At 33.9% G+C, this 18,162-nt stretch carries 11 protein-coding genes; 5 read left to right on the top strand and 6 right to left on the bottom strand.

What is annotated here, in order from left to right; translation table 11 throughout:
- Window positions 1–5 precede the first annotated feature (5 nt).
- Window positions 6–1,595, bottom strand: a complete 1,590-nt coding sequence (gene bshC / locus ASE21_RS02840; RefSeq protein WP_057121047.1) for a bacillithiol biosynthesis cysteine-adding enzyme BshC — start codon at window positions 1,593–1,595, stop codon at window positions 6–8.
- Between the two features lie 272 nt (window positions 1,596–1,867).
- Here bshC and ASE21_RS02835 point away from each other — a divergent pair, with 272 nt between their 5' ends.
- A complete protein-coding gene (locus ASE21_RS02835; RefSeq protein ID WP_057121046.1) occupies window positions 1,868–3,145 on the top strand; it encodes an MFS transporter in 1,278 nt (425 codons plus the stop codon).
- A gap of 60 nt (window positions 3,146–3,205) precedes the next feature.
- Here ASE21_RS02835 and ASE21_RS02830 read toward each other — a convergent pair whose 3' ends face one another.
- Window positions 3,206–9,022, bottom strand: coding sequence for a T9SS type B sorting domain-containing protein (locus tag ASE21_RS02830; RefSeq protein ID WP_057121045.1), 5,817 nt, complete (start codon window positions 9,020–9,022; stop codon window positions 3,206–3,208).
- A gap of 132 nt (window positions 9,023–9,154) precedes the next feature.
- On the opposite strand from ASE21_RS02830, the gene ASE21_RS02825 reads away from it, so the two are divergent.
- Window positions 9,155–11,410 carry a B12-binding domain-containing radical SAM protein gene (locus ASE21_RS02825; RefSeq protein ID WP_057121044.1) on the top strand — a complete coding sequence of 752 codons (2,256 nt, stop codon included), beginning with the start codon at window positions 9,155–9,157 and terminating at the stop codon, window positions 11,408–11,410.
- On the opposite strand, the gene ASE21_RS02820 is transcribed toward ASE21_RS02825, so the two are convergent.
- The 3 genes from ASE21_RS02820 to ASE21_RS02810 all read right to left on the bottom strand — a co-directional run bounded on the left by ASE21_RS02820 (window position 11,411) and on the right by ASE21_RS02810 (window position 14,231).
- Entirely contained in the window at window positions 11,411–12,175 is a 765-nt protein-coding gene (locus ASE21_RS02820) for an MBL fold metallo-hydrolase (protein ID WP_057121043.1), read from the bottom strand. It lies immediately after the preceding gene.
- A 107-nt stretch (window positions 12,176–12,282) separates the two neighbouring features.
- Window positions 12,283–12,969, bottom strand: a complete 687-nt coding sequence (locus tag ASE21_RS02815) for a response regulator transcription factor (protein ID WP_057121042.1) — start codon at window positions 12,967–12,969, stop codon at window positions 12,283–12,285.
- Window positions 12,966–14,231, bottom strand: a complete 1,266-nt coding sequence (locus ASE21_RS02810) for a sensor histidine kinase (protein WP_057121041.1) — start codon at window positions 14,229–14,231, stop codon at window positions 12,966–12,968. The genes ASE21_RS02815 and ASE21_RS02810 overlap by 4 nt, the downstream gene beginning before the upstream one ends.
- Before the next feature lie 163 nt (window positions 14,232–14,394).
- Here ASE21_RS02810 and ASE21_RS02805 point away from each other — a divergent pair, with 163 nt between their 5' ends.
- The gene (locus tag ASE21_RS02805) at window positions 14,395–14,808 is read left to right on the top strand and encodes a DUF1573 domain-containing protein (RefSeq protein WP_057121040.1); all 414 of its coding nucleotides are present in this window, start codon (window positions 14,395–14,397) and stop codon (window positions 14,806–14,808) included.
- A gap of 60 nt (window positions 14,809–14,868) precedes the next feature.
- Here the strand turns inward: ASE21_RS02805 and ASE21_RS02800 are convergent, their stop codons facing one another.
- Complete coding sequence (locus ASE21_RS02800; RefSeq protein WP_057121039.1) at window positions 14,869–15,369, bottom strand: C40 family peptidase; 501 nt, start codon at window positions 15,367–15,369, stop codon at window positions 14,869–14,871.
- Window positions 15,370–15,577: 208 nt separating this feature from the next.
- Here ASE21_RS02800 and ASE21_RS02795 point away from each other — a divergent pair, with 208 nt between their 5' ends.
- Entirely contained in the window at window positions 15,578–16,669 is a 1,092-nt protein-coding gene (locus ASE21_RS02795) for an SGNH/GDSL hydrolase family protein (protein WP_057121038.1), read from the top strand.
- Window positions 16,659–18,038 carry a sialate O-acetylesterase gene (locus ASE21_RS02790; RefSeq protein ID WP_057121037.1) on the top strand — a complete coding sequence of 460 codons (1,380 nt, stop codon included), beginning with the start codon at window positions 16,659–16,661 and terminating at the stop codon, window positions 18,036–18,038. Before ASE21_RS02795 ends, ASE21_RS02790 begins: the two co-directional genes overlap by 11 nt.
- Window positions 18,039–18,162: the final 124 nt, after the last annotated feature.

Genomic DNA, 18,162 nt, shown 5'->3' with positions numbered 1-18,162 from the left:
TATCATTATATTGTGATAATTGAAAAATTAGTTTCTAAAGGTTTTAATTTTTGGGTTAATAATGGAATCAGCTGTTCGCCTTTTTCAAGGTAAAATTCTGAAAAATTTGCCTGACGTTCCTGCAGACTGTTATTTGGGAACAATTCGCATTGTAAATCGGTCACGCGCTGTAACTGATCGCTTAGTTTTCTTTTTTGAGCTTTTAATAAACGTTTTTCTAAATTTTCAAGACCTTTTGTTTGTTTGACTTCCTGTGCCTTTACTGCTCCGGAAAAAGATTTATCGGTTTGATCTGCCAGTTCATAAAGATATTTAAATTGGGTTTTCAATATTTCTTTTTGAGGTGTTAAGTCAATTGGAAATGCAGAAATTTTATGTGTAATCGCATTTAGTAAATTTTCCTGTTTATTAAAAAGATCACGCCAGCTTAAATTCAGTTGATCTGCTTTTTTAACCTGTTTTTCGGTTGCCAGAAGGACAGAATTACGAACCAGAAGAATTGGAAAAGTTATTTTTACGGCATCAAAAAAAGATTTAAGTTCCAGCCAGTAAGCAATTTCTCCGCCTCCGCCAATATAACATAAATTTGGCAGAATAATTTCCTGATAAAGCGGACGCATAATTACATTTGGACTGAATTTTTCAGGATGATTTTCTAATTCAGAAAAGATTTCTTCTTTTGAAAATGATATTTTTGTATGGTTAACGAAGTATTTGTTTTCTTCAAAAATGATTCTCTCACGCAGATTATCTTCAATATAAAATAAATTGATTTCGCGTGGATTTACCTGAACAGTATAATCATTTAGTTTTTCAATTGTTTTTTGAACGGCCTGGTATGAAGTCTGTTTTTCTAATTCTTCTTTTGCAAAGGGAATAAAAGCACGTTTTAAATGAGCATCATCTGCATCTAAAATTACTAAACCATAATTGGCAAACAGGCTGTCAGCTAAAAACCGGGTTGCATCTGCCAGATTATCATGTTTTAAATAAGAATCTTCAAAAAGCTTTTTTAAAGTGTTGGCGTTTGTACTTGAGCCCAATTCTAAAGAGTAAATTTCGAGAAATTCTGCTAAGCCATCGGTCGAAAGTCTTCCTACAGGCCCAGTACTTTCTTTATTCCATCTGAATTTTTTTCCTTTAAAATTAAAATAATTAATTTCTTCAAAATCATGATCTTCAGTCGCCATCCAATAAATTGGGACAAAATTGTACGAAGGATATTTTGACTTTAACTCTTTCGTTAAATTAATTGTCGAAATGATTTTATACAAGAAATACAACGGTCCGCTAAATAAATTTAACTGATGTCCGGTTGTGATGGTAAAAGTATTTTCGAGTGCCAAAAGCTCAATATTCTGTTTCGTTAAATCAGAAATTTCGATATTTTGGTATTGCTTTTTTAAAGATGAAATCAAGGTAATTCGGTTACTGTGGTCAAAGTTTGCGGCTTTTTCAGTAATTTGTTTTTCGAAATTTTCTAAAGTCGGAAAATTGTTGTACAGCGGTTTCAATTCTGTTTTCTGATCTAAATAATCTTGTATCAATTTAGAAAAATATCCAGAAGTTTGATAGCTGATACAGTCGGTAGGCATAATTTTAAATTTATTTTTGACAGCTGTAAATTTAATGAAAATATGGAGTTAAAAATGGTTTTAACTATTGCTTAAGATTTGATTTTTATTTTTTGGATTTAAAGTTCCTGTAATCAGGTTTTTAATTTTGAATAATGAATTGATTTTTAAAATATAAAAAGTATGAAATTTGTTAAAAGTGCTATGATGTTTTGAAAGTATTTGTTGTAAATGTAAAATATTAATAATGAAACTATATTTTTGTAATCAAAAAAAAGATATATCTATTTTGCATGGAAACTAACCTGAATAAGAAGAACTCATTAAAACACGTTCTTTTTGGAAGCCTGATTGGCACAACAATTGAATTTTTTGATTTTTATATTTATGCCAATGCTGCGGTATTGGTTTTTCCTCAGTTATTTTTTCCGGGTTCTAATTCGACTGTAGCCACTCTGGAGTCGCTGGCTACTTTTTCAATTGCATTTTTATCACGACCGTTAGGTTCTGCTTTTTTTGGTCATTACGGAGATAAAATCGGACGTAAATTTACCTTAGTTGCAGCTTTACTGACAATGGGAATTTCTACTGTTACAATAGGATTTTTGCCAGGTTATGCCAGTATTGGTGTTGCGGCTCCATTATTATTAATGCTTTGTCGATTTGGACAAGGAGTTGGTTTAGGAGGTGAGTGGGGAGGAGCTGTTTTGCTGGCTATAGAAAATGCTCCGCCAAATAAGCGCGCCTGGTACGGAATGTTTCCGCAATTGGGTGCTCCAATTGGATTGTTACTTTCCGGAGGAACTTTTCTATTGCTGACCGATTCCATGAGCAATGAAGATTTTATGGATTATGGCTGGAGAATTCCGTTTATAGCCAGTTCTCTTTTAGTTATAGTTGGGTTTTATATCCGAACAAAAATTACTGAAACCCCTTCTTTCGAAAATTCTAAAAAAGAAAAAGAAGAGGTTAAAGTACCTTTTTTCACGATTGTGAAATCATATAAAAATCAATTGATTTTTGGTACGTTTGCCGCTATTACAACATTTTTGGTTTTTTACTTAATGACAGTTTTTACATTGAGCTGGGTAACTTCTGATCTGGGAATTGTTAAAAGAAACGGCTTATTAATACAGTTGTTTTCGGTACTGTTTTTTGCCATTTTCATTCCAGTTTCAGCTGTTGTAGCAGATAAAATAGGACGCCGTAAAATGCTTATTATAGCAACAGCGGCTATTGCTGTTTTCGGATTTTTCTTTTCTTATTTCTTAAGTACCGGAAATATTGTTTTACTAACCACTTTTGCCTGCATCGGTATGGTTTTAATGGGATTTACTTACGGACCTTTAGGAACTTTTTTATCGGAGTTGTTTCCAACAAATGTTCGTTATTCCGGTGCATCTTTAACTTTTAATCTGGCCGGAATTTTGGGTGCGGCTTTTGCTCCTATGATTGCCATTTGGTTAGCCAAAACTTATGATGTAAGCTATGTTGGTTTGTACTTAACAGCAGCGGCACTTATTTCCTTAATTTCTTTTTTCGTAATAAGCAAAGACGAGCATAAATTTTAAATACAATCTAATTTTATATAAAAAAGGCTCAGGTAATTAATCTGAGCCTTTTTAATTAAATTATCTTTTAAGACTAAAGTGTCCCCTAAATTCTGTTCCGTTTAAACGAGTTACAATAAACCAATAATCTGAAGCAGGTTCCTGATGTCCAAGATACGTCCCGTCCCAGGAAGTATTCAATGATAAAGCTTTTATCAATTTTCCATATCGGTCAAATATTCTTATAGTTGTATTTGGAGCCAAATATGCAGGATCAATTGTCCAATAATCGTTGTAATTGTCATTATTTGGAGTGAAGAATTTTGGAAACGGCAATTCATCTACAAAATTAATACAATCGCCAATTGTGGCTTCAAGAATATTTATCGAAACTGGAATTCTGTCACTTTCACAATTGTTAATAGTTTGAGAGGCATAATAAGTAATTCCATTTTCCAGCTTCTCGGTTTCTGATAAAGTTGTATTTAAAGAAACGCTTTTGTACCATTTTATATTCTGGCCAATAATATTAATATCCTTAATTGCAGCATTTTTTTGAATACAAAATACCTGTGGTGAATCAGCAATTGGAATTTGTGTATCCTGTACTTTTACCATAACAGCCAATCTATCACTTTCACAATTATTTAATGTCTGCGAAGCATAGTAAGTTCCAGTTTGTAATAAATCTGTATCAGATAAAATGTTTCCGTTTACAGCTTCATCATACCATTTTATGCTTGTTCCGGTTATAGAAAGATCTTCAATCATTGCAATTTGATCAATACAAAATTGCTGGTTATTGTTTCCAGTAGGCAATGGAGTATTATAAATTCGGACTAAAATTGGTGTTCTTTCACCTTCACATCCAATTGTCTGCGAAGCATAGTAAGTTCTATTATCTTCTAATAGAGTTGAATTCGGCAAACTGGCTGCAGAGAAATTAGTATCGTACCATTTTATATTTTGTCCGGAAATTTGAATGCTGCTTAAAGTTGCATTTTCCTTTTTACAGAAAGATTGACTTCCATTTCCAGTTGGGGCAGAAGGTGTATTTACAATCACAGTTGTTATGGCTAACCTTTGGCTTTCACAATTATTTTCGGTCTGCGAAGCATAATAAGTTTTTCCGTCAACAAGATTTGTAGTTTCTGCTAATAAAGAGCCATTACTTACTGCATCATACCATTTTATGGATGTTCCGCTCACTTGAAGATCTGCAATGGTTGGATTTTGTCCGGTGCAGAATGATTGATTTGCATTTCCTGTTGGAGGAAATGTAACCTGAATATTGATTTTAACGGCAACTCTTTCGCTCTCACATCCGTTTATAGTTTGTGAAGCGTAATAAGTTGCTTTATCCTGAGCGACAGTTGTTGGTGTTGCAAGTGTTCCTCCTGTTAAATTACTGTACCATTTTATGTTTTGGCCGGTAATTTGAATGTCGTTTAATGTAGCATTTTGCTGAACGCAGAAGGTTTGTAAACTCAAAGTTTGAGGAAGCGGAATCAAATTAACATATTTTATTATGATCACCTTTACAGCTTCAGAAATACAGCCGCTGGAATTTTTGGTTTTTATATAATATTCTCCCGGTTCTAAAAATCCGGACACTGGATTATTACTCCACGTTATTCCATTATCAAAACTATATTCTGCTGCACTCGAAAGAATATTTATTTTTCCTTTACTATTCTTACAGTCTGGCTGAGTGCTGTTGTAGGAAGGGGGAAAAGGATAATCTGCAGGAGGATTTATCTGAACAGTAACAGGATCTGATATACAGCCAGCTGAGTTCTGAATTTTAATATTATAGGTTCCAATGGCTAAATTTTCTGAAACTGCACTTGTTTTCCAGCTTATTCCGTTATCAAAACTATATTTTGAAGCAGGGGTCGTAATTGTAATAATTCCAAAGGGATTAGTACAGCTTGTAGGCTGAACAGAGGTGTAAACAGGATTTGTTATATCGTCCAACAGAGGATTGATAATTACCTTAATAGCAACAGAAGGACATCCTGAAGCACTATTTCTTACCCTGACAAAATAATTCCCAGCATTTAAGCCCGTTATTTTATTATTTGTTGTCCAGGCTGCTCCATTATCAAAACTGTATTGATAAGCAGTTGCTGATACCAATGTAATAGTCCCTTTTGGAGAAGTACAGCTGCTTGGCTGCTGAATCAAAATGCCGGGTGGATCAGCGGCTGGGTCTGGGTCATTTAGCGCAAGAAATTTAGCGCTCGATTCACATCCCAATGCTGATTTGATTATTAAATGATAATCACCGGCTTTTAGATTTGAAAAGACAGGATTTGAACTCCAGTTTTCACCATTATCAATACTGTATTCAGCCGCTGGTGAAGTAAACTCAATACTTCCTAAAGATTCGCAATTAGGCTGGGTTAATATAATAGAAGGTTCATCAAGATAAAATCTGGATATATTGACAGGCTGCGGATAAGATTGACATCCGAATTTGTTTTTTAATATTATATAATAAGTACCTTCATCTAAATCAGTAGAAACGGGGTTTTTAGTCCACGTCATTCCATTGTCAAAACTATATTCATCCCCAATCGGATCAATAGAAATACTTCCGCCTTTTTCGCATGTTGGTTTTGTTGTTGTATATTCAGGCGTTTCTATGAATATAGCGGGAATACCAATAACTACCTGATAAGATTCGCAGCCCGTTTCGTCTTTTAGCATGATATAGTAATTTTCAGCATAAATTGATGCCGGGATATTCAAAACTTTGTTGGAGCTGCCCCATGTTCTTCCGCCATCAAAACTATATTGTGCAGCAGGAGTATCCACTATGATACTTCCCGGTGATCCGCATTTAGGCTGTGTTACTCTTATATCAGGATAGGTTAGTTTTGGTTCAGTAAAACGGATACTATAATAGGTTGGAGAAGTACAGCCATATTCATTTTTTATTTTTGGGGTATAATAACCCGGTGGTAAATTTACAGCGTTAGGATTCGTTCCCCAGGTTTGTCCGGCATCAAAGCTGTAAAATGGGGCTGGAGTAGTAATCGTAATGCTTCCTCCCTTATTGCAGGTTGGATCTGTGTAAGTGTACTCTGCATTTTTTAATACAAATGGGCTGAAATTAAAATAAAAAGTTTCTGATACACAACCATTATTATTTTTGATTTTTAATCGATATTCAGAATCAACAGGCAGATTTTCAGCCGTAGGATTTGTGCTCCATGTTGCCCCATCATTAAAGCTGTAAAAATCAGCTATCGTTCTTATAGTTATACTCCCTGTAGCATTTTCGCCACAAACAGCAGGCTGAGTAAAATCGATTAATGGCATTGGAAGATAAAACGGAAAAAGATGGATATAAAACGGCAGACTAGTACAACCCTCTGCATTTTTTATGACAATAAAATAATTACCCTCTTCTAAATTAGATTTAACTGGGTTTGTTCCCCAGGTTACTCCACCATCAAAACTGTAAAATGGTGCCGGTGTAGTAATTGTAATACTCCCTTTGGTATTACATTCAGGCTGGATAACTAAACAAGTTGGGAAACTTAAATAATTATCATAAATAGAAACCCTTGTCTCATAAGTCACACATCCGTTACTATTTCTCGTTTTTAAATAATAATCATTAGCTTTTAAATTTACAGCAGTTGGGTTTGTCGACCAGGTCTGACCATCATCAAAACTATATTCTTCACCTGCTGATGTGATGGTTATACTGGCGCCCGAGTCACATGTTACTTGTTTATTTATTATATATTTAGTATCTCCAGTATAAGTTACAGGGTCCATATATACATATTGAGGGTCTGATGTACAGCCAAATTCATTTTTTATGGAAATAAAATATTGTGAAGAAACAGTAGGGACTGTCACTGTTGGGTTTGTAGTCCAGGTTAATCCGCGATCAAAACTATATGCAGCTGCTGGCGTTGTAATTGTAATACTTCCATTGGTAGTACAGGTAGATTGTACAGTTGTGTAGGTAGGATTAGGAAGAAAGTAAGGTTTAAGGTAAATATATAACGGCTCAGTTTCACAGCCAAACTCATTTTTTGTTTTTATTGCATAAGTTCCGGATTCCAGATTTACAGCTTTAGGGTTTGTGGTCCATGTTACGCCATTGTCAAAGCTATACTGATCTGCAGAAGTTAAAATAGTTATAGAGCCTAAGTTGGCACAAGAAGGGTAAACCGATCTTATTTTTGGAAAAGGAGCGTAAAACTTTTTAAGATAAATATATTCATGGGGAGTATTGGATTCACAGCCATTTTGATCCTTGATTTTTATGGAGTAATAACCTGAAGGAAGGTTTGCCGCAGTTGGATTTGTTGTCCATGTGACTCCATTGTCAAAACTATATTCAGCGGCTGGCGTTGTAATAGTAATACTTCCTCCAGAATTGCAGCCCGGAGCTGTAAAGGTATATTTAGGATAATCTAAATGCGAAATAAAAAGCAATACATTTTGAGAATAAGATTCACATCCCGAATTGTTTTTAACTTTAATATTATACTCTCCTGCAGGTAAATTCCCTTTAGTAGGATTTGTACTCCAGGTTAATCCATTATCAAAACTATATTGTGACCCGGGAGTTGTAATTGTGATACTGCCATTAATATTACATGTTGGCTGTACAATTGAAAATGAAGGTCTGTCCAGCAGTATCGGATCAATAATTGTTATAATAGAAGGAGATGAAATACATCCGGAAGCAGATTTAATTTTAACATAATATTTTCCGGGACCAGTTGGGAGAAAAACCGGATTGGTCTGCCATGATTTACCATTGTCAAAACTGTAATTTAAACCTGCTTCTTTAACAGTTATGCTTCCTTTCGTGTCATTACAGCTAGGTTGAACTACAATTGTTTCAGGACTTGAAAGGGAATTGTTTATAGTAATATTTGAACTTACATAACATACATTTCCATTTGTTATTTTAACGGAATAAGTACCAACTTTTGATGGTATCGATGATATTGGGTATGTTTTGCTTACAGCACCAGCTATTGCAACACCCTCTTTATACCACTGATAAGTAGTATTTGAGTTTAAGTTATTGGTAATGTTAGCAGTTAATACTAAATTTCCTCCGCAAAAACTTCCTGTTTGAGAAATAGTTACGCCAAAATTTTCCGGAGTATTCAAAATTAAATTGTCATAAAGAAAAGACAAGGTTTCTAACGTATCAAATAATGGAGGCAGTTTTCCTGAAGGCGGCCCAAGCATTATTGCATTTATATTCACACTTGGGGTAAAAGTCATTGTGATTTCTCCCCATACAGATTGCGGCTGATATGTTACATGCCCAATTTCAATCCAGCTGGGATCAAAACTATCTGGGCTTGAATTCGTATACAATGGCAGATTATCTTTGTTACTGCATCCAAAAAGAGTAACATTAACCGGTTCAAGGTAATCAAAATCAAATTCTTTAATAGTACTTTCATCGATGTAAATACTGGTTAATGTGGCAATGTTTAATTTTAACTGATATTTTGTTCCGGCAATTAAAGGCGTTTGCAATTTAGCAGCGAGATATTCTTTTCTTCCGTTTTTATATGAAGCCCTGATTATTCCATCACCATCAGGAAAATTTTGAAGCTGTTTGTTGTAAATAGCATTTAACTTTTCACAATTCATATAATCAGGTGAAGGCTGGGTTCCCTTTACCCATGAATTTACTGCACTTAAGTCGTTTCTATAATATGGACAGTTTATTTTTTCTTCAAAAGAAGGATTAGCTAAAATCGAAGCTGTTTTATTGCAGATACAATCACTGTCGTTTAAATCTATTTTTCCATCACCATCATCGTCGATACCGTTATTACATTTTTCCTGAGAGTAACTAAATATTGAAATAAATAAAAATAAAAAAAGTAAAGTTTTCTTCATGCGATTGATTTAAGAGTAAACAAATGTAGTTAAATATCTACTAAATAAAATTAAAAACTCAAAGCGATAATCAAGAAAATCTTTTACTGAAAAGTCTTAAAATATCCCGTATTTTTGCAAAAAATATTTCTTTTGAAAACAAAACTTTTTATCATAACACCGCCATTTACCCAACTGAATACACCGTATCCGGCAACGGCGTATATAAAAGGTTTTCTGAATACGAAAAATATAGAATCCGTTCAGGCAGATTTGGGTATTGATGTGATTCTAGAACTGTTTTCAAAGAAAGGATTACAAGATTTGTTTCAGGTTTGCTCCGCCAATTCGGCTTCTAGCCTCGGGTCAGGTTTCAGGTTTCAGGATGTTGGAAACGAAATTTCAGATAATTCCAAACGTATTTTTGCTCTGCAGGATGAATACATCAAAACGATTGATGCTGTAATTCAGTTTTTGCAGGGAAAAAATCCAACATTGGCTTTACAGATTTGTCAGGAAGATTTCCTGCCGGAAGCTTCTCGTTTTGCACAGCTGGAAGAACTCGACTGGGCTTTTGGAACCATGGGAACCCAGGACAAAGCAAAACATTTGGCAACTTTATATCTAGAAGACATATCGGATTTTATTGTTGAATGTGTTGACGAAAATTTTGGCTTTAGCAGATATGCTGAACGTTTAGGCCGAAGCGCCAATTCTTTTGATGAATTATACAGCGCTTTACAGCAAGAACCAACTTATATTGATTCGATTTTAATTTCACTTTTAAAAGCTAAAATTGAAACTGTAAAGCCTACATTATTTTTAATTTCTGTTCCGTTTCCTGGAAATTTATACAGCGCTTTTCGATGCGCACAATGGGTAAAACAAAATCATCCCGAAATTAAAATTTCAATGGGAGGTGGTTTTCCTAATACTGAACTACGTTCTCTTTCTGATAAACGTGTTTTTGAGTTTTTTGATTTTATAACATTAGATGATGGAGAAGTTCCAATTGAAGAATTAATTTTCAATTTAGAAAATCCAGATTCTGTCACTTCGAGCGAAGTCGAGAAGCGTTTTAAAAGAACATTTATATTAGAAAACGGAGAAGTTGTCTATAAAAACAATTCTCTAAAACACGATTATAAACAAGCTTATGTAGGAACGCCGGATTATTCTGATTTGCCTTTGGATAAATACATTTCGGTTATTGAAATCGTCAATCCGATGCACAGAATGTGGAGTGACGGACGATGGAACAAACTCACAATGGCGCATGGCTGTTATTGGGGGAAATGTACTTTCTGCGATATTTCGCTCGATTATATTAAAGTTTATGAGCCTGTTGCGGCCAGCCTGCTTTGCGACCGAATAGAAGAATTGATGCTGCAGACAGGTCAAAACGGTTTTCACTTTGTAGATGAAGCTGCACCGCCGGCTTTAATGCGTGCATTGGCTCTCGAAATTTTAAAAAGAAAACTATCCGTAACCTGGTGGACAAACATTCGTTTTGAAAAAAGTTTTTCTAAAGATTTATGTTTATTACTAAAAGCCTCAGGATGTATTGCCGTTTCTGGCGGTTTAGAAGTTGCTTCAGACCGATTATTGAAGTTAATTGATAAAGGTGTAACCGTAGAACAAGTTGCAAAAGTAACCCGCAATTTTACCGAAGCAGGAATTATGGTTCATGCGTATTTAATGTACGGATACCCAACGCAGACCATTCAGGAAACGATTGACAGTCTTGAAATGGTTCGCCAGTTATTTGAAGCAGGAGTTTTACAATCAGGATTTTGGCATCAGTTTGCATTAACGGCTCATAGTCCGGTTGGATTATATCCGGAGCAATTTGGTGTGACTAAGAAAACAGAATTAATTGGAACTTTCGCCAATAACGATATTGAATACACAGATTCAACAGGAATCAATCACGATAAATTCAGTTTCGGATTAAAGAAATCACTCTTTAATTTTATGCACGGAATTTGTTTTGATTATGAACTTCAGGATTGGTTCGATTTTAAAATTCCGAAAACAAAAATTCATCCCGATTTTATTTTTAATGCACTCGAAGAACAAAACGATTTCAATACAAAACCAAATGCAAAAGTAGTCTGGATTGGCGGAAAACCTTCGGCAGAAATCTTTACAAAATCAAAAAAAGGAAGAAACTGGGAAATGATGTCCCTGACTTTTCACGATAAAAAAGAAAGTTTTTCTATTCAGACGAATCAGGAAGAAGGAAATTGGTTAATCGAAATTCTAAACAAAATATCAGTTTCAAATCCTAAAAATTATACTTTTCAGGAAGTAAAGAATGATTTTGAAACTTCACTAGAAGATTTTGAATTATTTTGGTATTCAAAACCAATTAATACGCTGCGGGAATTTGGACTGTTGGTTTTATAATCAATAATCTACACTAGTTCCATCACTAGGAATAGCAACTTTTGATAAAAGATTATTTTCAGTCAAAGCTTTTCTTAATTCTTCGCGAGTTGTAGGGCAGTGATTTAAAGCTTCCAGATGATTCGCAAAAACTTTTCCGGGAGCAAGGGCAGTAAATTTCAAAATATCATTCATTCGCATGAGCAAAGGCTGGCCAATATCTAATCTGGCAGTTCCGCAGGCAACAGTTGCAATATCCGGTTTAAGTTCAATCAAAGCTTTTTGAACATCATCTGTAAAAATGGTATCAGAACTGATGTAAATTGATTTCTGATTAGGAAGTTCGATATGAAAACCCATCACATTTCCCATCAATTTGGCAATAAATCCGTAACCATGACGAGCAGGAATTCCAATAATCCTTCCGCCTAAAAATGGTTGAGGTTCCCAATAGTCTAAAGTCTGTACAATATTAAGACCTCTTTGCTGTAAAACTTTCTCGTCTTTTGTGCTGCAGATAACAGGAATACTTTTTCGTCTCAAAAAAACTTCACCGGCTTTATCGATATGGTCTGGGTGTAAATGCGTAATTAAACAATGCGTTACGTTACTCAGAATTTCTCTGCTGTTTTTAGGCAGAGCCACAAGAGGATTTCGTTTTGGCTTATAACGGAAAATAGTAAATGGCGCAATTGTTTTTCTTTTTCCTAACATCGGATCGACTAGAATAACATGCTCTTCTGTCTCAATTACCAATGTGGCATTTCGCAAATGATGTATTTTCATATCTGAGAAAATTAGAACTTAAAAATACAAAGATTTTTCAAAAACCGTTTACAGATTTTTCTTTATTTTTAACAGAATTGTTATTATTTCAAAGAAGCACCTAACAATTACGCTATAGAAAATCTAAATCCAATTCCGTGGAGATTTTCAATTGAAATGCCTTTTTCATTAGACAAAATTTTACGAAGCCTGGATATAAAAACATCAAGACTTCTTCCCATAAAATAATCATCTGTTCCCCAGAGTGCAGTTAAAATTTGTTCTCTTTTTAAAACTAAATTTTTATTGTCAAGAAAAAGTTTCAAAAGTTCGGCTTCGCGCTGTGTGAGACCAACTTTTTCATCTTCATTAAAAAGAATAAAATTTTTAGTATCAAATTGATATTTACCAATTTCATAAACCGATTTTTCAATTTTATTGTTTTTCTGAGAACGTTTCAGGAAAACTTCAATTTTTAGAATCAATTCTTCAATACTGAAAGGTTTTACCAAATAATCATCGGCCCCAAGGCGAAGCCCTTTTATTCGGTCTTCTTTTAAAGTTTTGGCCGAAAGAAAAATAATAGGTACATCAACATCAATTTTTCGTACTTCTTCTGCAAGTTCAAAACCATCCATTTTGGGCATCATAATATCAAAAATACAAATGTCAAAATCTTCATTTTTAAAAGTTTCCAAACCAGATTTTCCATCCTTGCAATGAATCACTTCATAATTATTCTGTTCCAAATTATCTTTGGTCAAAAATGCGAGCGTTTCATCATCTTCTGTGTAAAGTATCTTGAAATTTTTCATTTTTTATAAGGAATAGATAAAGTTATCGTAACTCCGTTTTCAATATTATTTTCGGCTTTTATTTTCCAGTTTTGCAAACTGCAGATTTCTTTAACGTAATATAAACCAAGTCCAAAACCATTTACTTCATTGCTTTTTTCGTTTTGAATGCGGTAAAACTTATCAAATATAAAAGATAATTTTTTAGTAGAAATTCCAATTCCGTTATCAATAAATTCTAATTTCAAAATCGAATTCTCTTCTATAATCCTAATCGTAATTTCCGGTTTTTTATTGCAATATTTTACTGCATTGTCCAAAAGATTATAAACCAGATTACCAAAATGAAAAACATCAGTTTCTAATAAATATTCCTTAGAAGAACTTTCAATTTTAATAACCGCTTCGGGATATTTTAACTGAATATTTTCAATCGCTTCTTCAATAACCGGAAAAATCAAAACCGTTTCTTTTTTTAGTTCTAAAGGAGCATAATCAGATTTTGCGATATTTAAAATCTTTTCGATGTGATGATTCAGTTTATTGCTTTGATTGATAATAATCTCGGTATATGTATGCAGTTTTTTATCGTTTTTTATAGGATTTTGTTCGCTTAAATATTTCGACGCAATTAAAATTGAAGATAAAGGGGTTTTAAATTCATGAGTCATATTATTAATAAAATCACGCTGTAATTCAGAGTATTTTTTTTGCTGCAAAAGCGTAAAAATTGAATACACATAAATCAGCAGAATCAAAATCAGCATAATGGAGAGTACAAACCAAAAACGCATCGAGCTGAATAAATAAGTCGTTTCATTAGGAAAACGAACCGCAAAATAATAAACTAAATTTTTATGTTTTGGAAAGTAAACTGTTTTTTTGCATTCAGATTTTTTTTTCGACAAAGAAATATAATCGCCGTAAATCATTTCATCACTCTGGCAATTGTACATCGCATATTCAAAATCTGTTGTAATGTTCATTTTTTTGAATTCTGTTTTCAGATAAAATTCTAAAATATCAGGTTCAAAATCATTGTCAACATTTACTATATAATAATCATTTGAAATTTTCTGCACAGGATTTTGCGCAGGAAGCTCATGACTGGTTCCTTCATAGAGTTTTTTAGCCACTTCAAGAAGCGCAATATGAGCTTTTTGGCTGAGCTTTTTTTGTTCAATTGTAAAAGCTTCTTTTGTCCAAAGCAGTTGTGCCACCAAAATACTAATTATGGCAACCAAACCTAAAACAATGATACTATTGAGTTTATTTATTTTCAAGAAAACAGACTTTTGAGAGTGTAATATTAATCAAAAATATAGTTAAAAAGAGCGATTAACAAGTCATTAACAAACATTTGAAAGCGGTTAACAGCGATTTGTTTTAGTCTGGATTACTTTTGAAATATGAAATTCGAACTATAACCATTTAATATATTTAACTATGAAAATCATTAAAATTTCTTTGTTGGTTTTAGCTTTAGGGCTAATGTCATTTTCAGCAATCGCTCCGGTAAAATCGTTGGTTTCTGAAACAAAAATTACCGAAACAGCTTCAACAATTGTTTGGAAAGCTGAAACTATTGATGTTGGACAAATTCCTCAGGGAACTCCAAAAGCTATTGTTTACGAATTTAAAAATACAGGAAAAACGGCAGTAGTTATTACTCAGGTTCAGGGTTCATGCGGGTGTACAGCAACAGATTATACTAAAGAACCAATTGCTCCGGGTAAATCTGCAAAAGTTACTGCAACTTACAATGCCGCAAATAAAGGTGCTTTTACCAAAACAGTTACGGTAACTACAAGTGCTGAAACTGCTCCAAAAATACTTACTTTAAAAGGAACAGTTATTTAAAAAAAAAAGGTTAGTTATAAAGTGGCGGCTTCGGATATGTAATGTATTCGGAGCTTTTTTTTATTTAGAAATTACATCAATACATTTATAAAAACGATTTGTATAATGTTCTGTATCAAGAGAAGTTATCGTAACCTGCTGCGCTTTTCCGGATGAAGCGTGAATGAATTTAGACCGCATTCCGTTGGCTTCGCAAATGATACCCAGATGCCCAATAATTGTTTTGTCTTTATATCCATAAAAAACCAAAATATCTCCAACTTTAAAATCCTCTGGTTTTAGCGGTTTCCCCAAATTTTTATACTCGCCGGAACTTCTTGGCAGCGTCATTCCGAAATTGCTAAAAACATAACTCACAAAACCGGAACAATCAAATCCTTTTTTAGGATTATTACTTGCATATAAATAAGGGGTTCCCAAATATTTTTTAGCAAAAACAACCAGAGAATCACGATTAATTGCAGCTTCTTCTTTTCGAATTATAATTTCATTTTTCTCTTTTACCGTAAAAGATGAAAATAAAATTATACAAGCGGTGAAAATATATAGATATGATTTCATTTTTAATCTGTAAGAAAATGTTTATTGGCTAAAGATAGGCTGTAATTTCGAGAATCAAAAGAATGTGATGTTATAGTTTGTAAGAATTACTCCTTAATTGATGTGTTTGTGTGGTGTTTTTTTATTACTTTTTGATGTTTTAGTATCTTTTTGTCTAATACATTTCAAATATATTTGTGAATCTTATTTATATTTTAACAAATAAATTATGTTTCTCAAAAAAAACGCACTTTTAATTCTGTTTTTGCTGATTTCAGTTATTTCGAAGTCGCAAAACCAAAATAAATTTCTTTACGCCGGAAGAGTTGATAAACTACAAAACAATCAGGTTATTTTGATTGGGTCAGCTTCTTCGGTTTCATTTAATTTTAAAGGAAATGAATGTTCCATTTCGCTTCAGAGTGTCGATTCTTATGAGCATCACAATTATGTTTCTATAGTTTTAGATGGAAAATATATTGGAAAAATACGAGTAGAAAAAGGTCCGGTTCAGTCTTTTCCAATAAAAATCACTTCCGGTAAAAAAGAACATCGTATTGAAGTTTATAAAAATACCGAAGCACAAAGTGGCAATATTTTGTTTGCAGGAACAACAGCAAAACTGACTTCAATTTCTTCTAAAAAGAAAAAGAAAATTGAATTTATAGGCGATTCCATAACCTGCGGGGCTGCGAGTGATCCTTCCGATATTCCCTGCAACAAAGGAGAATATATGGATCACCATAATAGTTATTACGCTTACGGTCCAAGAATTGCAAGACAAATTGGAACTGATTATTTAATGAGCTGTGTTTCCGGAATTGGAATTTACAGAAACTGGAATGACGAGAACAAAGACGAAGCCATAATGCCGGATGTTTATCCAAATCTGTATCTGACCAAAGATGCTTCCAAACCTAAATATAATTTCGCTTTTCAGCCAGATATTATAAGTATAGCTTTAGGAACAAATGATTTTTCAGGCGGCGACGGAAAAAAAGAACGTCTGCCTTTTAATCCGGAAAAATATATTTCGAATTACATCAGTTTTATAAAAATGCTTTACGAACATAATCCTGATGCGCAGATTGTAATTACTAACAGCCCGATGGTAAATGGAGAAAGAGCAGTTGTTTTTGAAGATTGTCTCAATAAAATAAAAAATGCTTTCGCAGAAGATAAGCAACATAAAGCAATTCTGATTTTCAAATTTAAACCGATGACTCCAAAAGGCTGCAGCGGACATCCTGATGTGGCAGATCATAAAGTTTTGGCATACGAATATGCTCCATTTTTAAAAAAGCTGTTAAATGAAAAATAATTTACTATTCGTTTTATTTTTGATGATTTGCAGTTCAGCTTTAGCGAATGTTACGCTTCCAAATATTTTTGGGGATAATATGGTTTTACAGCGTAATTCTGAAGTCAAAATCTGGGGCTGGGCAAATCCAAAAGAGGAAATCAAATTAGTTTCTGGATGGAACAATCAGGAGTATAAAGCCGTTACCAATAATCAGGCAAAATGGGAACTTACCATCAAAACTCCTGAAGCGGGCGGACCGTACTCGATTTCCATAAAAGGCTATAACGAAGTTTTGCTAAAGAATATTTTGATTGGCGAAGTCTGGATTTGTTCCGGACAATCTAATATGGAAATGTCGGCAAGCTGGGGAATTGACAACGGCGGGGAAGAAGTAAAAAATGCAGCAAACCCGAACATTCGATTTTTTACGGTTTTAAAATCAACAGCGTCAAATCCGCAGAATAATGTATTGGGAAACTGGACTGAATCGACTCCGGAAACCATGAAATATTTTAGTGCTGTCGGCTATTTTTTTGCCAAACGTCTTCGTGAAGATTTAAAAAATGTCCCAATAGGATTAATATCTTCAAACTGGGGCGGAACTCCAGCCGAAATCTGGATGCCGGAAGAAGTAGTTCAAAATGATCCGGTTGTATTAGAAAACGCCAAAAAGCTAAATGAACAGGAATATGGACCACACCAACCCGGCCGCGCTTATAATGCTATGATTGCCCCAATTGCAGGATTTAAAATTGCCGGAACAATCTGGTATCAGGGCGAATCTAATGTTGGATCTTTGGTTTATGATAAAACGCTTTCGGCTTTAATTACTTCGTGGAGAAAAAGCTGGAACGATGAATTTCCTTTTTATTTCGTTCAGATTGCACCCTATAAAACAGGAACCAATAATTTCTCGAACGTAACGGTGAGAAATTCTCAACGAAAGATTTTAAAAGAAGTCCCAAAAACAGGCATGGTTTTAACTTCTGATATTTCAGACACGATTGATATTCATCCTAAGAATAAAAAATCAGTCGGAATTCGTTTAGCAAATCTGGCTTTAGCAGAAGTTTATAAAACAAATTCTAATTTGGTAAATGGTCCGCTTTTTAAAGAAATTAAAATAGAGAAAAACAAAGTTATGGTCTCTTTTGATTATGCTGACGGATTGTATTTTAAAAATAAAACATCCAATCAGTTTGAGGTCTCCGGAGAAGATGGCATTTTCTTTCCTGCTGATGCTTCAATAAAAAACAATCAGGTGATTTTGACAAGTAAAAAAGTAATGAAACCGGTAAAAGTGAGATTTGCCTGGGGAAATACAACGCAGTCTGATTTATTCAATAAAGTAAATTTGCCGGCTTCGTGTTTTGCGACAGAGCTTTAGAGTTTAGATTGTGGATTTTTTTCCCGCTGATTTTACTAATTGAACGGATTAAAACTGATTTTTTTTGTTCACTCTTGTCAGGCTGAGCGAAGTCGAAGCCCCGCAATGCATAATTTTAATCTCG

This window comes from Flavobacterium sp. Root901, from assembly GCF_001429765.1.
Taxonomy (GTDB): Bacteria; Bacteroidota; Bacteroidia; order Flavobacteriales; family Flavobacteriaceae; genus Flavobacterium.
The sequence above is the reverse complement of the archived record's forward strand: the minus strand, read 5'-3'. Positions and strand labels throughout refer to the sequence as shown.